This window comes from Nocardia fodinahabitans, assembly GCF_052983615.1.
The window spans coordinates 1190100-1205175 of sequence record NZ_JBRJJC010000001.1 but is presented as its reverse complement, the minus strand read 5'-3'; the positions used below and the strand labels follow the sequence as shown (position 1 = coordinate 1205175).

At 71.0% G+C, this 15076-nt stretch carries 14 protein-coding genes; 8 read left to right on the top strand and 6 right to left on the bottom strand.

Translation table 11 applies throughout. From position 1 onward, the window contains the following. Nucleotides 1–146: 146 nt before the first annotated feature. On the top strand, nucleotides 147–443 hold the full coding sequence (gatC, locus tag NV348_RS05765) for an Asp-tRNA(Asn)/Glu-tRNA(Gln) amidotransferase subunit GatC (RefSeq protein ID WP_067493225.1): 297 nt from the start codon (nucleotides 147–149) through the stop codon (nucleotides 441–443). Then, complete coding sequence (gene gatA / locus NV348_RS05760) at nucleotides 440–1927, top strand: Asp-tRNA(Asn)/Glu-tRNA(Gln) amidotransferase subunit GatA (protein ID WP_447146049.1); 1488 nt, start codon at nucleotides 440–442, stop codon at nucleotides 1925–1927. Before gatC ends, gatA begins: the two co-directional genes overlap by 4 nt. A gap of 54 nt (nucleotides 1928–1981) precedes the next feature. Here gatA and NV348_RS05755 read toward each other — a convergent pair whose 3' ends face one another. Together NV348_RS05755 and NV348_RS05750 are read right to left on the bottom strand one after the other, a co-directional pair. Continuing rightward, nucleotides 1982–2416 carry an SRPBCC family protein gene (locus NV348_RS05755; RefSeq protein ID WP_447146048.1) on the bottom strand — a complete coding sequence of 145 codons (435 nt, stop codon included), beginning with the start codon at nucleotides 2414–2416 and terminating at the stop codon, nucleotides 1982–1984. A gap of 40 nt (nucleotides 2417–2456) precedes the next feature. Continuing rightward, the gene (locus NV348_RS05750) at nucleotides 2457–3230 is read right to left on the bottom strand and encodes a hypothetical protein (RefSeq protein ID WP_447146047.1); all 774 of its coding nucleotides are present in this window, start codon (nucleotides 3228–3230) and stop codon (nucleotides 2457–2459) included. Between the two features lie 165 nt (nucleotides 3231–3395). On the opposite strand from NV348_RS05750, the gene NV348_RS05745 reads away from it, so the two are divergent. Further along, nucleotides 3396–4559, top strand: a complete 1164-nt coding sequence (locus NV348_RS05745; protein WP_447146046.1) for a sensor histidine kinase — start codon at nucleotides 3396–3398, stop codon at nucleotides 4557–4559. Between the two features lie 39 nt (nucleotides 4560–4598). Next, a complete protein-coding gene (locus NV348_RS05740) occupies nucleotides 4599–5264 on the top strand; it encodes a response regulator (RefSeq protein WP_218721908.1) in 666 nt (221 codons plus the stop codon). Nucleotides 5265–5274: 10 nt separating this feature from the next. On the opposite strand, the gene NV348_RS05735 is transcribed toward NV348_RS05740, so the two are convergent. Continuing rightward, nucleotides 5275–6171 carry a serine hydrolase gene (locus tag NV348_RS05735; RefSeq protein WP_447146045.1) on the bottom strand — a complete coding sequence of 299 codons (897 nt, stop codon included), beginning with the start codon at nucleotides 6169–6171 and terminating at the stop codon, nucleotides 5275–5277. Between the two features lie 196 nt (nucleotides 6172–6367). Here NV348_RS05735 and NV348_RS05730 point away from each other — a divergent pair, with 196 nt between their 5' ends. Together NV348_RS05730 and NV348_RS05725 are read left to right on the top strand one after the other, a co-directional pair. Next, nucleotides 6368–8104, top strand: coding sequence for a serine/threonine-protein kinase (locus NV348_RS05730; RefSeq protein ID WP_447146044.1), 1737 nt, complete (start codon nucleotides 6368–6370; stop codon nucleotides 8102–8104). Nucleotides 8105–8526: 422 nt separating this feature from the next. After that, entirely contained in the window at nucleotides 8527–9192 is a 666-nt protein-coding gene (locus NV348_RS05725) for a hypothetical protein (protein WP_447146043.1), read from the top strand. Nucleotides 9193–9283: 91 nt separating this feature from the next. On the opposite strand, the gene NV348_RS05720 is transcribed toward NV348_RS05725, so the two are convergent. From NV348_RS05720 to NV348_RS05710, 3 genes are read right to left on the bottom strand one after another with little or no spacing between them, the layout of a single operon-like run. Then, nucleotides 9284–11776 carry an FtsX-like permease family protein gene (locus NV348_RS05720; protein WP_447146042.1) on the bottom strand — a complete coding sequence of 831 codons (2493 nt, stop codon included), beginning with the start codon at nucleotides 11774–11776 and terminating at the stop codon, nucleotides 9284–9286. Then, on the bottom strand, nucleotides 11773–12495 hold the full coding sequence (locus tag NV348_RS05715) for an ABC transporter ATP-binding protein (RefSeq protein WP_447146041.1): 723 nt from the start codon (nucleotides 12493–12495) through the stop codon (nucleotides 11773–11775). The genes NV348_RS05720 and NV348_RS05715 overlap by 4 nt, the downstream gene beginning before the upstream one ends. A gap of 35 nt (nucleotides 12496–12530) precedes the next feature. After that, nucleotides 12531–12854 carry a hypothetical protein gene (locus tag NV348_RS05710; protein WP_447146040.1) on the bottom strand — a complete coding sequence of 108 codons (324 nt, stop codon included), beginning with the start codon at nucleotides 12852–12854 and terminating at the stop codon, nucleotides 12531–12533. 156 nt (nucleotides 12855–13010) lie between these two features. On the opposite strand from NV348_RS05710, the gene NV348_RS05705 reads away from it, so the two are divergent. Together NV348_RS05705 and NV348_RS05700 are read left to right on the top strand one after the other, a co-directional pair. Beyond that, nucleotides 13011–14333 carry a sensor histidine kinase gene (locus NV348_RS05705; protein WP_447146039.1) on the top strand — a complete coding sequence of 441 codons (1323 nt, stop codon included), beginning with the start codon at nucleotides 13011–13013 and terminating at the stop codon, nucleotides 14331–14333. Next, on the top strand, nucleotides 14330–15019 hold the full coding sequence (locus NV348_RS05700; RefSeq protein ID WP_447146038.1) for a response regulator: 690 nt from the start codon (nucleotides 14330–14332) through the stop codon (nucleotides 15017–15019). The genes NV348_RS05705 and NV348_RS05700 overlap by 4 nt, the downstream gene beginning before the upstream one ends. Nucleotides 15020–15076 lie beyond the last annotated feature (57 nt).

Below are 15076 nucleotides of genomic sequence, written 5' to 3'. Positions count from 1 at the left end.
GAGCGCGGGCTATCGAGTCGAAGTATGCGCCCCTGGGCGCGACATGCGCGAACTTTCGCGCGAGGCGGGTGCGTCCGGGCCCGTCCGCTCCCCTCGATAGGCTGTCGGCAACTAGTTCCCATACCTAAGCCGAAAGGGGTCCCGCGGTGCCCGCAATCTCCCGTGACGAGGTCGCTCACCTCGCCCGGCTGTCCCGGCTGGCGTTGACCGACGCCGAACTCGACCAGTTCGCCGGTCAGCTGGATTCGATCCTCAGCCACGTGCGGACCATCTCCGAGGTCGCCGCCGACGTCCCCGCCACCGCGTCGCCGAACCCGACGACGAATGTGACCAGGCCCGATGTGGTCGTGCCCGGTCTGACACCCGAGCAGGCGCTGGACCAGGCGCCCGCCGTGGAAGAACAGCGTTTCCTGGTCCCGCAGATCCTGGGAGAGGGCGAATGAGCGAGTTGACCACGCTGTCGGCGGCGGAGCTGGCGGCCAAGATCCACGGCGGCGAGGTGTCCTCCACGGAGGTCACCCGGGCGCACCTGGATCGGATCGCCGCGGTCGACGGTGAGCTCAACGCGTTCCTGCACGTCGCCGGAGACGAGGCGCTGGCCGCGGCCGCCGTGGTCGACGCCGCGCTGGCCGCCGGTGAGACGCCCGCCTCGCCGCTGGCGGGAGTTCCGTTGGCGCTCAAGGACGTTTTCACCACCACCGACATGCCCACCACCTGCGCCTCGAAGGTGCTGGAGGGCTGGATGTCGCCCTACGACGCGACGGTGACCTCGCGGCTGCGCGCCGCGGGCATCCCGATCCTGGGCAAGACCAACATGGACGAGTTCGCCATGGGCTCCTCCACCGAGAACTCGGCCTACGGCCCGACCCGCAACCCGTGGGACACCACCCGCATCCCCGGTGGTTCCGGCGGCGGTTCGGCGGCGGCGCTGGCCTCGTTCCAGGCACCGCTGGCGATCGGCACCGACACCGGCGGCTCCATCCGGCAGCCTGCCGCGGTCACCGCGACCGTCGGCGTGAAGCCCACCTACGGCACCGTCTCGCGTTACGGCCTCGTCGCGTGCGCGTCGTCGCTGGATCAGGGTGGTCCGTGTGGTCGCACGGTGCTCGACACCGCGCTGCTGCACGAGGTGATCGCCGGGTACGACCCGCGCGACTCGACCTCCCGTGACGTGCCGGTGGCCCCGGTGGTCGAGGCGGCCAAGCAGGGCGCCAACGGCGATCTGACCGGCGTGCGGGTCGGCGTGGTGCGCGAATTGCATTCCGACAGTTACCAGCCCGGCGTGCTGGCCTCCTTCGACGCCGCGGTCGCGGTGCTGAAGGAACTCGGCGCCGAGGTGGTCGAGGTGTCGTGCCCGAACTTCGAGTACGCGCTGTCCTCGTACTACCTGGTGATGCCCTCGGAGGTGTCGTCGAACCTGGCGCGCTTCGACGCCATGCGCTACGGCCTGCGCGTCGGTGACGACGGCAGCCACAGCGCCGACCAGGTGATGTCGCTGACCCGCGAGGCCGGCTTCGGTCCCGAGGTGAAGCGCCGCATCATCATCGGCACCTACGCGCTCTCGGCCGGCTACTACGACGCCTACTACGGTCAGGCGCTCAAGGTCCGCACGATGATCGCGCGCGACTTCGACGCCGCCTACGAGCAGGTCGACGTGCTGGTCTCGCCGACCAGCCCGTTCACCCCGTGGAAGCTGGGCGAGAAGGTCGACGACCCGCTGGCCATGTACCTGTCCGACCTGTGCACGCTGCCGACCAACCTGGCCGGGCACTGTGGCATGTCGGTGCCGTCGGGCCTGTCGGCCGACGACAACCTGCCGGTGGGCCTGCAGATCATGGCGCCCGCGCTGGCCGATGACCGCCTGTACCGGGTGGGCGCGGCCTACGAGGCGGCGCGGGGCGCGCTGCCCGCGCCCGCGGGCGTCTGACACCAGCACGGAGCGGGGTGCGCTGGGCCGAATCGGCCTGGCGCACCCCGTTTTTCAGATCTCGGTCGCGCGCTTGCCGACGCCCGCGGTCATCGCGGCGAAACCGGCCCGCAGATGCTTGCCGAGAGCCAGTTCGACGACGGGGCTGAGCCAGCCGGCCAGGGTGAACCGCGACTCGTAGCGGGTGCGGTTCGGGCCGAGCGCGACCACCGTGTGCGAGCGCAGGCTGTGCAGGGCGCCCAGCGGCACCGGCTTCATCGTGTAGCTGAACTCGGTGCCGGGGGTGTGGGTGCGGATCCACTCCCGCTGCGGGCGCCGGTTGGAGCCGAGCTGCACCCGCATGTCGATGGCCGAGCCGGGTTCCAGTGTGGTCGCCGCCTCGTAGCAGAAGGTGTTCCATTCGCCGTAGCGGTCGAAATCGGTGAGCACTCGCCACACCGTCTCGGCGGGGGCGTCGATCTCGATCGTTTCGTCGATAGTGAGGGCCATGCGGAAAAACTAGGACATGTTCTAGTTTTCGGCAACCAGGTCAGACCAGCCGCCGCCGGCGTTTGCGCAGCGCGTCGATGATGACCGCCGAGGCCGCCGTCACCGCGAACAGCCCGAGCACGGTCCTGGCCAGCGGCCACAGGTTCGGGCGGTCGGCCGGGTCGGTGGTCGCGAAGACGTTCTCGACCACCGGGGCGCCGTACTCCTGCCTGCGCGAGTTCACGTCGACCGCGGTGAACGCGATGTCGGCCATCACCCCGCAGCGGGCCCGGGAGAACTCGTCGTCGCGCAGCTCGCAGGCCGCGTGGATACGCCGGTTCAGCGCCGCGTCCACCGACCGCCGCGCCCACGGGCCCAGCGGCTCGTCGACCCGTTCGGCGTAGCGCAGCATGTCGTAGCCCAGGTCATGGGCCTTGCAGGCGGGGCCGAACTCGGCGGGCAGCGTCACCGGGGAGGAGCAGCTGCCGTTCGGGTTGACCAGCAGCCCGTCCTGCTGGGCCGGGTCGTAGCCGAACTTGTAGCCGAAGTCGCGGGGGATCAGCGCGGTGGCGTCGGGGTCGTCGTCGGTGAGCGCGCGCACCACCGCGGTCGCGGCCGCGTTCTCGGCGCCGCCACCGGGCGTGGTGCCCATGGCGCCGGGCGCGGACATGACGACGGCGGCGGCCATGGCCAGCCCCGCGGTGCACAGGGCGACACCACTGCGGCGGCGATGCGCGGCTTCGGCCGGGGAACCGGTGTGCGGCGAGGCGGAGGCGGCGGAGACGGCGGTACGGGCACGGCGAGCGGCGGGTACCGGGCGAAGCGGGGTGTTCATGGCCTCCGACGGTAAGGAGCGGGTCCGGTGGCGGACATCCCGCTGTGGACCGGTTCTCGGGGCACGCGGGCGGGTGACCCGGCGCCGGGGTCACACCAGGGTAGGGGGTCCGAAATCGTTCGTGGGTATGAGGTCCGCTGACCGGACGGTTCGTAGGCTCGAGCCATGCCCGGACAACCGCGCCCCGTCGCGCGCCGCATCTCCGCTCGAACATGGTTCGACCTCGCGACGGTGGCGGTCGCGCTGATCCTGTACAGCATCGCCTGGCCCACGCTGTTCGTCACCCACGACGTGCCCGCGGCCCTGGCCCCGCTGCTGTCGGCGCCGGCGGTGTTCCCGATCCTGTTCGTGCGGATCAACCCGGCCCTGGGCTGGGCGATCTCGGCGGGCGCGGCGCTGCTGTTCTCGATCGGCCTGACACCGATGCCGGACAACGACCTGCCCTTCCAGGTCGTGCACGTCATCGTGCTGTTCGTGTTGCTGTTCGCGGTGGCGCTGCGGGCGCCGGTGCCGATCATCGTGGTGGCCTGGGCCGCGCAGTCGATGCTGTTCGCCACCACCATGCCCGGGTCGGCCGACGGGCCGCTGTGGGGCTGGGTGGTCGGCTTCGGCGCGCTCGCGCTGTTCGGGTATCTGCTGCGCATCGTGGTCGCCTCGCGGCGCAAGCTCGAGCGTCAGGAAGAGGTCACCGAACTCGAACGTGCGCGCCGGGCGATCCTCGAGGAGAAGGCGCGCATCGCCCGTGACCTGCACGATGTGGTCGCCCACCACATGTCCATGGTGGTGGTGCAGGCGCAGACCGCGCCCTACCGGATCGACGATCTCGACCCGGCGGCACGCGCCGAATTCGAGTCCATCGGCGCTACCGCGCGCACCGCGCTCAACGAGATCCGCGGGCTGCTCGGAGTGCTGCGCAGCGACGGCCAGCTGCCCGAACACGCGCCGCAACCGCGCGCGGCCGATGTGCCCGAGCTGTGCGCCTCGGCCCAGCGGGCGGGCCTGCCGGTCGAGTGGACCGTGCGCGGTGACCTGGCGGCGGTGCCGGAGACGACCGGGCTGACCGTGTACCGGGTGGTGCAGGAGTCGATGGCGAACTCGGCCAGGCACGCGCCGGGCGCGCCGGTGCATGTCGCCGTCGCCGTCGATCCCGGGGTGGTCATGGTGACCGTGCGCAACGCGGCCGCGGTGGCCGTCGGCGGGCCGGGCGCGGGCGGCGGGCACGGGATCGACGGCATGCGGGCCAGGGTCGAGGCGGTCGGTGGCGAGCTCGCCACCGGACCCACCCCGGACGGTGGGTTCGAGGTCGCGGCGAAACTGCCCACGCCGTAGGCCTCTTCGCTTCGTCGCCGCGCCCATTAGGGTGGTCGAGTGGCTATTACCGTTTTGATCGCCGACGACCAGGCGATGGTGCGGCAGGGTTTCGGCGCGCTGCTGGCCGCCCAGCCCGACATCAGCGTCATCGGTGACGCGCCGGACGGCCGGGTCGCGGTGGCGGAGGCCAAGCGGTTGCGCCCCGACGTGGTGTTGATGGACGTGCGCATGCCGGAGATGAACGGTCTCGACGCCGCCCGCGCCATCCTGGCCGCCGGATTCGATCCGCCGGTGCGGGTGCTGATGCTGACCACCTTCGACATCGACGACTACGTCTACGAGGCGCTGAGCCTGGGCGCGAGCGGGTTCCTGCTCAAGGACGCGCCCGCCGAGGAACTGGTGCGCGCGGTCCGTGTCGTCGCCGACGGTGAGGCGCTGCTGGCGCCGACCATCACCCGTCGCCTGATCGCCGACGTCACCCGCAGGCGCAACACCGTGCGCACGCCCGCGGCGCCCGCGCTCACCTCGCTGACCCCGCGGGAACGGGAAGTGCTCGAACTGGTGGCCAAGGGGCTGTCGAACACCGAGATCGCCGAGGCGCTGTTCGTCGCCGAGCAGACCGTGAAAACCCATGTCTCCAAGGTCTTCTCGAAGCTCGGGCTGCGCGACCGGGCGCAGGCGGTGGTGCTGGCCTATGAATCCGGCCTGGTCGTCCCCGGCTGAGCTGGTGCGCTCAGCGCGGGCACACCCCGCCGCGCAACTCCGGCAGGTGCCGCGACAGCAGCAGCGCCATCCGGTCCAGCAGCGCGGTGGTGTCGTCGAAGGTGCCCGAATCCGCTTGCGCGGCAAGGGCGACCGCCAGCAGGCCGCTGCCCACCGGCACCAGCCCGAACTGGCGCACCGTGTAGATGCCGGTGTCGTCGTCGGGGCCCCAGCCGCCCTTGAACTCGGTGCCGTCGAGCCGGCCGAGACCCCAGCTCTGATCGGGCGTGATCTCGCCCATCAGCTGCCGGACCAGCTCGGTGTGCGGCAGGCACGGCAGGCGCGAGGCGAACCGGACCTGGTTGGCCAGCGACCATTCGGTGCCGCCGAACGAGGTGTAGTCGAGCTCGGTGCGCAGGTTCGCCTTGCTGGTGGAGATGTCGCCCGCCTCGTCGAGGACCTCCTGCACGGCCTCGGCGGCTTCCTCGCCGTCGCCGAGGGATTCCCACAGGCCCGCGGCGGCGTCGTTGTCCGACACCGTGATCGCGGCCTGCACCATCTCGAAGATGGACTGGTCCTGATCGTGGCGCAGCGCGGCGACGGCCAGCGGGATCTTGATCGTCGACCAGGCGATGCCGGTGGTCCAGTCGCCGTAGATCGTCATCCGGCCGCCGCCGACCGGCATCAGCGCCATGCCGACCTGGCCCGGCAGCTGCGCCTGCAGCTGGGTGAACTCCGCGGCCAGCGAATCGGGCAGCATGATGGACAGGCCGGGGTGCCAGGCGTCTTCGCTGTTCACCGTGACCGTGGGGGCGCTCACGGCGGTCGGGGTGCCCGGCAGGGCACACGAGGTGGACAGTGCGGCCGATGCCAGCACCACACATTGCAGCAGCCTGCGACAGGCAGCCGCCTTCCAGGTCGACTTCACCACCGAATCCTCCCCACCACCCACTGCGCGTCGGCGCCCTGCTTCGGCGGTGCAAACTACTCGTCGAGCGCGCCCGGACAATACCGGACGACCGTTGGCAAGTTTCACCGATTTTCGGCGAGAATTCGAATGAACGTGGTCACGCCGCTGCGCGGGTGCCATGCTGATCCGCCACAGGCGCCGGAAGGGGGTCGCAGTGCTCGACATCGGTGAGGTGTTCGCCGGGTTCACCATCGAGCGGATGCTTGGCCAGGGCGGCATGGGCACGGTGTACCTGGCGCGGCATCCGCGGCTGGATCGGTTGACCGCGCTCAAGCTGCTCAACCGCGATCTGTTCGCCGACGAACGGGTGCGCGCCCGGTTCGAGCGGGAGGCGGATCTGGCGGCCGGTCTGGACCATCCCGGCATCGTCACCGTCTTCGACCGCGGCACCGAGGGCGAGCAGCTGTGGATCAGCATGCAGTACGTCGACGGGATCGACGCCGCGACCGTCGATCCGATGACGCTGCCGCCCGAACGGGCCGTGCAGATCGTCGAAGGGGTCGCCGACGCACTGGATTACGCGCACGGCAGGGGAGTGCTGCACCGGGATGTGAAGCCGGCCAACATCCTGCTGGCCCGCTCCAGCGGAGGTCAGGGCGAGCGGGTGTTCCTCACCGATTTCGGCATCGCCCGGCTGCGCGCCGATTCCACCCACCTCACCCAGCAGGGCATGTTCACCGCGACCCTGGCCTATGCCTCGCCCGAACAGATGACCGGCGCCGAACTCGACCACCGCTCCGACCAGTACTCGCTGGCGTGCGCGCTGTACTGGCTGCTCACCGGCATCGCCCCGTTCGACTCGCCCGACCCGAACGAGATAATCCGCGGCACCCTCTACCTCAACCCGCCACCCCTGGCCCTGCGCCGCCAGGGGCTCCCACCCGCCCTGGACGCCGTCCTCGCCGCCGCCATGGCCAAACACCCCGCGGCCCGCTTCGATTCGTGCACCGCCTTCGCCAAAGCCGCCCGCCAGGCCCTCACCTCCAACACCCCACCCTCCCTACCCCGCCCCCGGCCAACACCCCCGCCTTCTACCCACCCGCCCCCGCGGGCCCCTACCCGCCTCAGCCACCCGGCTACGGCCCCAACCCCGCCCAGCCGATACCGCCTGCCCCCCAACCCACGTGGCGCCTTCCCCACCAGCCCGCGGCCCCGGCAGGGCCCGCCCCCGTGCCGCAGCGGGCCCCAGCCCCGCCACCGGCCGGATACGCCCCACCGCACCCCGCCCAGCCACCTGTGGTGCAGCAGGGTGCTCAGCCCCCTGTGGCGCAGCAGCCCCCTGTGGCGCAACAGCCGCCTGTCGCTGAGCCGCCCGTGGCTCACCCTGCGGCGGAGGCCCGACCGACCCCGCCATCGCCTGCGGCGCCGTCGCTACCAGCCGCCGAACAGGATCTGTCCTCGCCCGGTCAGCAGGCGGCGATTGCCCAGCTGGGTCCACAGCAGCCGGTCGCGAATCCGGCCCCGAGCGCGAATCCAGTGGCTGCCCAACCATTCTCGGCCCACCACGCGAGCGGCCGGATTCCTGCCGTGCCCCCGGCGCCCGCAATCCAGCCGACCGAGCTACCGCCGTCTGGCCGGCCGCCGCATGCTGGGGATCAGCCAGGCGCGCAGTCGCCTTCGGCGGTCGAATCGCCGGGTGGTGTGCAGCCCGAGGGGACTCGGGCAGGGGCCGGTGAAGAAGGCGGGACTCGGCGGCCGGGGGATAGCTCTGACGGGCAGTCTGTTACCGCGGTGCGCGGCGTCGCCGGATCGGCGGTCGGGATGTCGTCCGGAGCTGCGGTGGCAGGCTCGGTCACCGGTGATGGCGAGGAGCTTTCGCTCGGCGAAAAGCCGAGTAGGGCAGTTGGTTCCGGGACCGGTGCCGGCGGCTCGGATGCCGATTCGGTTGTGACCGATGTGGTGCCGATGCCGGACACCGGGCAGTTGGATGCCGCGAACGCGAATGCGCTGACCGAGGTGACACCGATCTCGCGACCTGCGAGGGAAGTCGGTCAGGCTGGCGAATCACTCGGTTCTCCCACTGATTCCGGCCCGCCGGCGGCTGATGCTGTATCGGGCTCTGCGGTCGCCGAGCCGGTGAATGGTGCGATGGAGTCGCCGCCCGCTGCAGCCGAGCCTGGTGGTAGTGCCCGAGGCGTGGCGATCGGATCGGGCCTCGGGCACGGGGGTTCGCTCGCGCAAGGCGTCGCGCCGGGGGGTGGTGTGCCGACCGGGACGCCGCAGCCGGGAGGTGGGCGGCTGGGTGGGTCGCCGGGCGTAGGGCACGGGGCGTGGGTAGGACCGCGGCGGCCGGTGCAGCGGCGGATGTCGCGCGTGCATCGGTTGGGATGGTTGTTGCTGGCGGCGTTGGTGTTCGCGCTGGTCGGGCTGTTGGTGGCCCTGGTTGTCGTGGTGCTGCCCGATGGGGACGAGGATCCGGAAGCGGCCGGTGGGACGGCCAAGGGGCCGTCGAGTTCGGCGGCGGCCGTGGGGGATTCGTTCGTGGCGAGTCGGCGGGTGTTTCCGACCCTGGTCCCGCAGGGGTCCGTGGCGGGAGGACCCGGGTATCGGGGTGCCCGGTGTTTCGCGGTGCGCGGGGTGAGTGAGCTGGAGTGGAAAGAGCCCGCGCTGCAGTGGAATCCGATCAGCGCGGGCTGGCAGTGCGAGCGGACCGACAACAATGCCGGGTCGGTGAGCTACCTGGTGCTGGAGTATCCGACGGCGGCGCAGGCGCGTTCGGTGGTAGAGGCGATGCCCGCGGCGGTGCGGTACCCGGGGAACAAGGACGGCGTGCCGTTCTCGTTGCGCCGCTGGGTGGTTCCCGACCAGGCCGGCATTCGCACCCAGACCGCCCACCAGGTCATGAGCTTCCCCGACGACCCCACCCGCGCGAACTACCTGATCGCGGTGAGCCGCCGCGGCAGCAGCGGAATGGCCGGCGCCCCACGTCCGACCGCCCAGGACGAGGTGATCGCCTGGTGGGAGGACGTGCCATTGTGACGTTGCCGGATCGTCGGAAGCCGCACCGCCACAGCGTCACTGGAAACCTCCTGATCGGGGAGGCGTGCTGTGACGCTGCGACGGAGGCGGCTCAGTCGACCGCCAGCGCCGCCACGATCGGCATCCTGGCCGCCCGGAAGGCGGGTGGGATGGATCCGAGCAGGGCCAGGCCGAGGGCGACAGCGCCGTAGACCACCAGCAGCGGACTCGGCCGGTAGACGATGTCGATCGTCATGGCGTGCCCGATCGCCACGGTCGCCAGGTACTGCACGGCCGCGCCGACGACGAGACCGATAGCGGCGCCGATGAAACCGATGCCCGCGGCCTCGGCCAGGACCGAGCGCAGCAGGAACTTGCGGTTGGTACCCATGGCGCGCAGGACGCCGAGTTCGCGGCGCCGTTCCAGGACCGACAACATCAGCGTGTTGAGCAGCGCCACCGTCGCCACCAGGACGACGATCCACAGGATCATGTTGCTCATCGCCGCGCCCTGCTGCACGCTCGACGAGATGGCGTTCACCATGTCGGTGCCGCTGTCGACATGGATCTCCTGCGGCACCGCCGCGCGGACCCCGGCGCGCACCGCGGCCGGGTCGGCGCCGGGGGCGAACTTGATCGCCAGGATCGTCTCGCCGGGCCGCTGGTACCACTCGCGCATCTGATCCAGGCTCATCATCACCACGCCGGACACCGCGGTGAAGTACGGAATCACCTGTAGCACAGGCACGGTCCGCTCCCCGGAGGGTGTCGGCATGGTGATCCGGTCGCCGACGGCCAGCTGCATCGAACGGGCCACGTCCCGGGTGATGACGACGCCTTCGCCGCGGCCGAGCTGGTCGATCACGGCCTTGTCGACCGCGCCCAGCCGGGCGTCGTTGTAGCTGGGCGGGTAGCCCTGCAACATGACCCGCCCGCTGCCGACGGTCGCGAACGCCATCTGCGCCGGTCGCACGTGCTCGACGCCCGGCACGGCGGCCACCCGCTCGGCGATCTCGGGCGGCAGCACCGGTCCGGTCGGGAACTGTTCCACCGGACTGGGACTCACATATAGGTCGGCGTCGCCGAGGCTCTGGAAGGAGTCGGTGGCGGAGTCGACCATGTTGCCCGACGCGCCACCGAGCGCGACGACGGCCGCGACGCCGATCATCACCGTCATCGCGGTCGCCCAGACCCGGCGCGGGGCGCGCTCGAGAGTGGTCGCGCCGAGGGCGCCGGGTGCGCCGAACCAGCGCGCGATGCCCGCGGCGGCGCGCACGATCGGCCCGGTCGCGGCGAAGCACAACAGCACGGCGGCGGCGAAGGAGGTCGAGATCGAGGCAAGCGATGCCCGCCCGAGATCGAGCGCGGCCAGGGTCACGGCAGCGCCGGCGAAGCCGAGGCCGCCGACCAGGGCCGCCCACCGCAGCGGCTTGCTCGACGATGCGCCGACACCGGCCTCCACCGGGGCGAGCGCCTCGACCGGAGCCACCTTGTACACCTGCCTTGCCGCGATCGCCGCTGCCAGCACCGTGGCGATGACGCAGGCCGCGATGGCAACGGGCACCGCGTAATTCGGGACCATGAACTCGGTACGGGCCTCCACCGACTGCACGATCGCGGCGGGCAGGCGCCCGATCGCGAACCGGCCCATCGCCGCGCCGACCGCCGCGCCGATCGCACCGCCGATGAGCCCGAGCAGCGCCGCCTCGACGAGCAGGTCACGCACCATCGGCCCGCGCTGACTGCCGATCGCGCGCAGCAGTGACAGCGTCGGCCTGCGCTGGGCCACCGCCATACTCATCGCGTTGTAGATCAGGAACGCCGAGACCATCAGCGCCGCCGCCGAGGACATCAGCGTGGAGTACCGCATGATCTGGATCGCCCCACCCGCCTGCGCGGTACGCAGACTGGGCTCGGCGACCACGGCACGGCCGTCGACCACGGTGGTGAGATCGGCGCGCAGCTTCGCGATATCGGTGCCGGGCTTTGCCAGGATCTGCACCGAGTCCAGCTTGTCGACCCGATCGAGCAGCATCTGCGCCAGCGGCAGCGGGGCGGCGACCAGGTGGCCGCCGTTGAGCCGGTTGCTCGCCTCGTCGTCGAGGACGCCCGCGACGGTCGCGGTACCCCAGCCGATCGGGATGCTGTCGCCTTCCTGCAGGCCCATCGCCGCCCCGACCAGCACGCCCTTCGGCGTGGTGAGCAGTTTGTTCGTGTACTTCGACATCGGTCCGGCCAGGTCGCTGCCGAGCGCGGCGATACTGGCGTCGGCGCCGATCAGCAGGGCCCGATCGGGGCCCGCGCCGAGCGTGCTGCGCAGCATCGGCACCGCCGTGGTCACCCCCGGCGTCGCCGCGATCCGGGTGAGCAGCGATTGCTCGAAGCCCGCGTCGGTGATGCCGGTGATCTCCAGGACGCCGTCCCCGGCAAGGCCCTGGGTGAGCTTGTCGACCGACCCGGTGACCGAGCCGGAGATACTGAGCACGGCGACCAGCAGTGCCGCCGACACCGACATCACCGCCGTCGACATGAAGGTGCGACCGGGATGGCGGACCAGCTCCCCGATGTTGAACAGCCGCAGGCGATCCCAGAACGCGGCGATCATGCGTCCACCCGTGCCGGCACGATGTCGTCGGCGTCGATGCGGCCGTCGTGCAGGGTGATCACCCGGTCGCAGTGCGCGACCGCGCCCATGTCGTGGGTCACCATCACCACCGAATTGCCCTGTGCGGTGATCTCGCCCAGTAGATCGAGGATCGCCGCGCCGGTCTTGGAGTCCAGGTTGCCGGTGGGCTCGTCGGCCAGGATCAGCGGCGGGTCCATGATCAGCGCGCGCGCCACCGCGACGCGCTGCATCTGGCCACCGGAGAGCTCCGCGGGCCGGTGCTGGGCGCGGTCACCGAGACCGACCAGCTCGAGCAGTTCCAGCGCGCGCGGCTTGGCCTTGCGTAATCCGGTGCCGTCCAGCAACTTCGGCACCGCCACGTTCTCCCACGCCGACAGCGTCGGCAGCAGGTTGAAGAACTGGAAGACGAAACCGACCTGCTGCAACCGGAACGCGGCCTGCGCGTCCTCGTCCAGAGCGCCGATCTCGGTGCCGCGGAACCGGATCGAGCCCTCGTCGGGGCGATCCAGCGCGCCGAGCAGATGGAGCAGGGTGCTCTTTCCCGAGCCCGAGGGCCCGATGATCGAGGTGAACTGGCCTGCCTCGATCCGCATGCTCACCTCGTCGAGCGCGCGCACCTGCTGATCGCCGACGTGGTACTGCTTGACCACCCGCGTCAACTCCAGCATCGGCGGCTGCGGCGAATCGTTGTCCGGCATGTCGTGTCCCCCAGGGGTTTTCGGTTGTCGGGAAATCAGCGCGCGAAGGCGCGGGTACGGGTAGTCTGCACGGTCGGCGTGCGTGCGTCGAGAATTGCCCGCAGCGCCGGCTGCTCGGCGGCCAGTTCCAGATAGGCCTCGACCGCCGAATGTCCCTCGATCTCGGCCTGTTCGAGCTTGGCGCGCAGGTGATTGTTCCAGCGGTAGGCCAGGGCGTGCAGTAGTCCGTCGGTGCCGCCGAAGAGACGCTCCACCTCGGGGAGACCGGCGAACAGGGCGGGGTCGTTCGGGTCGATCGCTGCCCTGGCGAGCACGGTGTGCACGATCTCGGTGCGTCGATGCTGATCGGTCCAGGTCATGGGCTTCACCTTCCGTGAGCGATACCGCCAACGCTACGGTCGCGCCACCCCGGAATCGTCGTGCCCGGGACCCGACTTCCTCTCCTACTCCGGTAGGAGACCGGGCCCGTTCGCGGGACGATGACGGGCCGTGGCCGCGGCCGCTAGCCTTACCTCATGGAGGTGAGTCACGCCCTTCCCGCGGGTACGGCGGGCCTGCGCAGCCGCTGGCGGCGGCTCGCGGACCGGCCGCGGAACGGCGTGCGGCGAATGCTCGACACGGTGCGCGAGAGCATCGAGTCGCTGCCCTACGACTACCCGCCCGCCGTCATCATCGGCGCCGATCTGGCCCTGCTGGTGATCACCGGCGCGGCCGTGATCCAGCGGCATTCCTACTTCCCGAGCCCGCTGCCGCTGATCGCGATGGCCACCGCCTTCCTGCCGATTCCGCTGTTCGCGATCTTCGGGGTGAAGCCGCATCCGGCGCTGTTGAAGGGGTCGGCGCTGCTGTCGACCGCGCTGTTCCTGGTGCAGCCGGTCAACGCCGATTTCGCACCGTTCGTGCTGGTGATCGTCGCCGGTGAGGTGGCGGCGGTCGCCTCGCGCGGGATCACCATCGGCTTCACGCTGCTCGCGATCCTCGAGCTGGTCGCGTTCGACGTCGCCGGCCACGTGCAGTGGGGCTCGGGGGAGCGGCTGCAGGGGCTGCCGATGTACGTCCTCGGCGTCATCCTGGGCGTCTTCGTCGGCGTACTGCTGCAATACCAGCGCCGGTTCCTCTATCAGGAGCGCGAGAACCAGGCCATTCGCGCCGGCCATGCCGCCGACGAGGAACGGCGCCGAATCGCGCGCGAGGTGCACGACGTGATCGCGCATTCGCTCTCGATCACCCTGCTGCATCTGACGGCGGCCCGGCGCGCGCTCCAGACCGATGACGACGTCACCGAGGCGGTGGAGGCGCTCGTCGATGCCGAACGGCTCGGTAGGCAGGCCATGGCCGACATCCGGCGCACCGTCGGCATGCTCGACACCAGCCCGGCGCTGCTCGCCCCCGAGCCCAGCGCCGCCGACATCGACGAACTCGTCGGCGACTTCCGCCGCGCCGGGCTCACCGTCGACTACGACCGCACCGGCGACCTGGCCGTCATCGAGGGTGCCGTCGGGCACGCGCTGTACCGGATCGGCCAGGAATCGCTGGCCAATGTCGCCAAACACGCGCCCGGCACCCCGGCGACGGTGTGCCTCGACGTCACCACCGAGGCGGCCACCCTGGTGGTGACCAACGCGATGCCGCTCGGTCCGCCGCCGCGCCACGACATCGGGATGGGTCTGCGCGGCATGCGCAAGCGCACCGAACTGCTCGGCGGCTCGATCAGCGCGGGTGCCGCCGGCGACGGGTGGACAGTGCGCGCGCGGTTTCCACTCAAATCCAGCCCGTGCGCCATGATCACGGCCATGCTGCCCGGCCTGCTCAAGACCAAGCCCCAGGAGGACATGTGACGGCCGCGGCGCCGATCGACAACCCGGTGACGGTGCTCGTCGTCGACGATCAGGAACTGGTGCGCGGTGGGCTGCGCCGGATCCTGCGCCGACGCGACGGCTTCCTCGTCAGCGAGTGCGCCGACGGTGACGAGGTGGTGGCCGCCGTTGCCGCCGACCGTCCCGACGTGGTGCTGATGGACCTGCGGATGAAGCGGGTCGGCGGCATCGATGCGACACGGTTGCTGCGGGCCCGCCCGGACGCGCCGCCGGTCCTGGTGCTCACCACCTTCGACGACGACCAATTGCTCTCCGGCGCACTGCGCGCGGGCGCGGCCGGGTTCCTGCTCAAGGACTCGCCCGCCGAGGACCTGATCCGCGCGGTGCGCACGGTGGCCGCGGGCGGCGCGTGGCTCGACCCGTCGGTGACCGGCCGGGTGCTCACCGCCTACCGGACCGTCAAACCGGGCGGGACGCGCACCGATCGCCGGCTCGGCGAACTCACCGCCCGCGAGTACGAAGTGTTCGAATTGATCGGCCGAGGCCGGGTCAACAGCGAGATCGCCGCCGAACTCGGCATCTCCGAAGTCACCGTGAAAAGCCACGTAGGACACATATTCGGCAAGCTCGACCTGCGCGATCGCGCCGCCGCCATCGTGTTCGCGTTTGACCACGGCGTGGTGACACCGGGAGAATCCTCCTTCTGACGAGCAGGTCCTCGGACATGCGAGAAGTGGGAGGCGGACGCCGGTGCAGGCACCTGG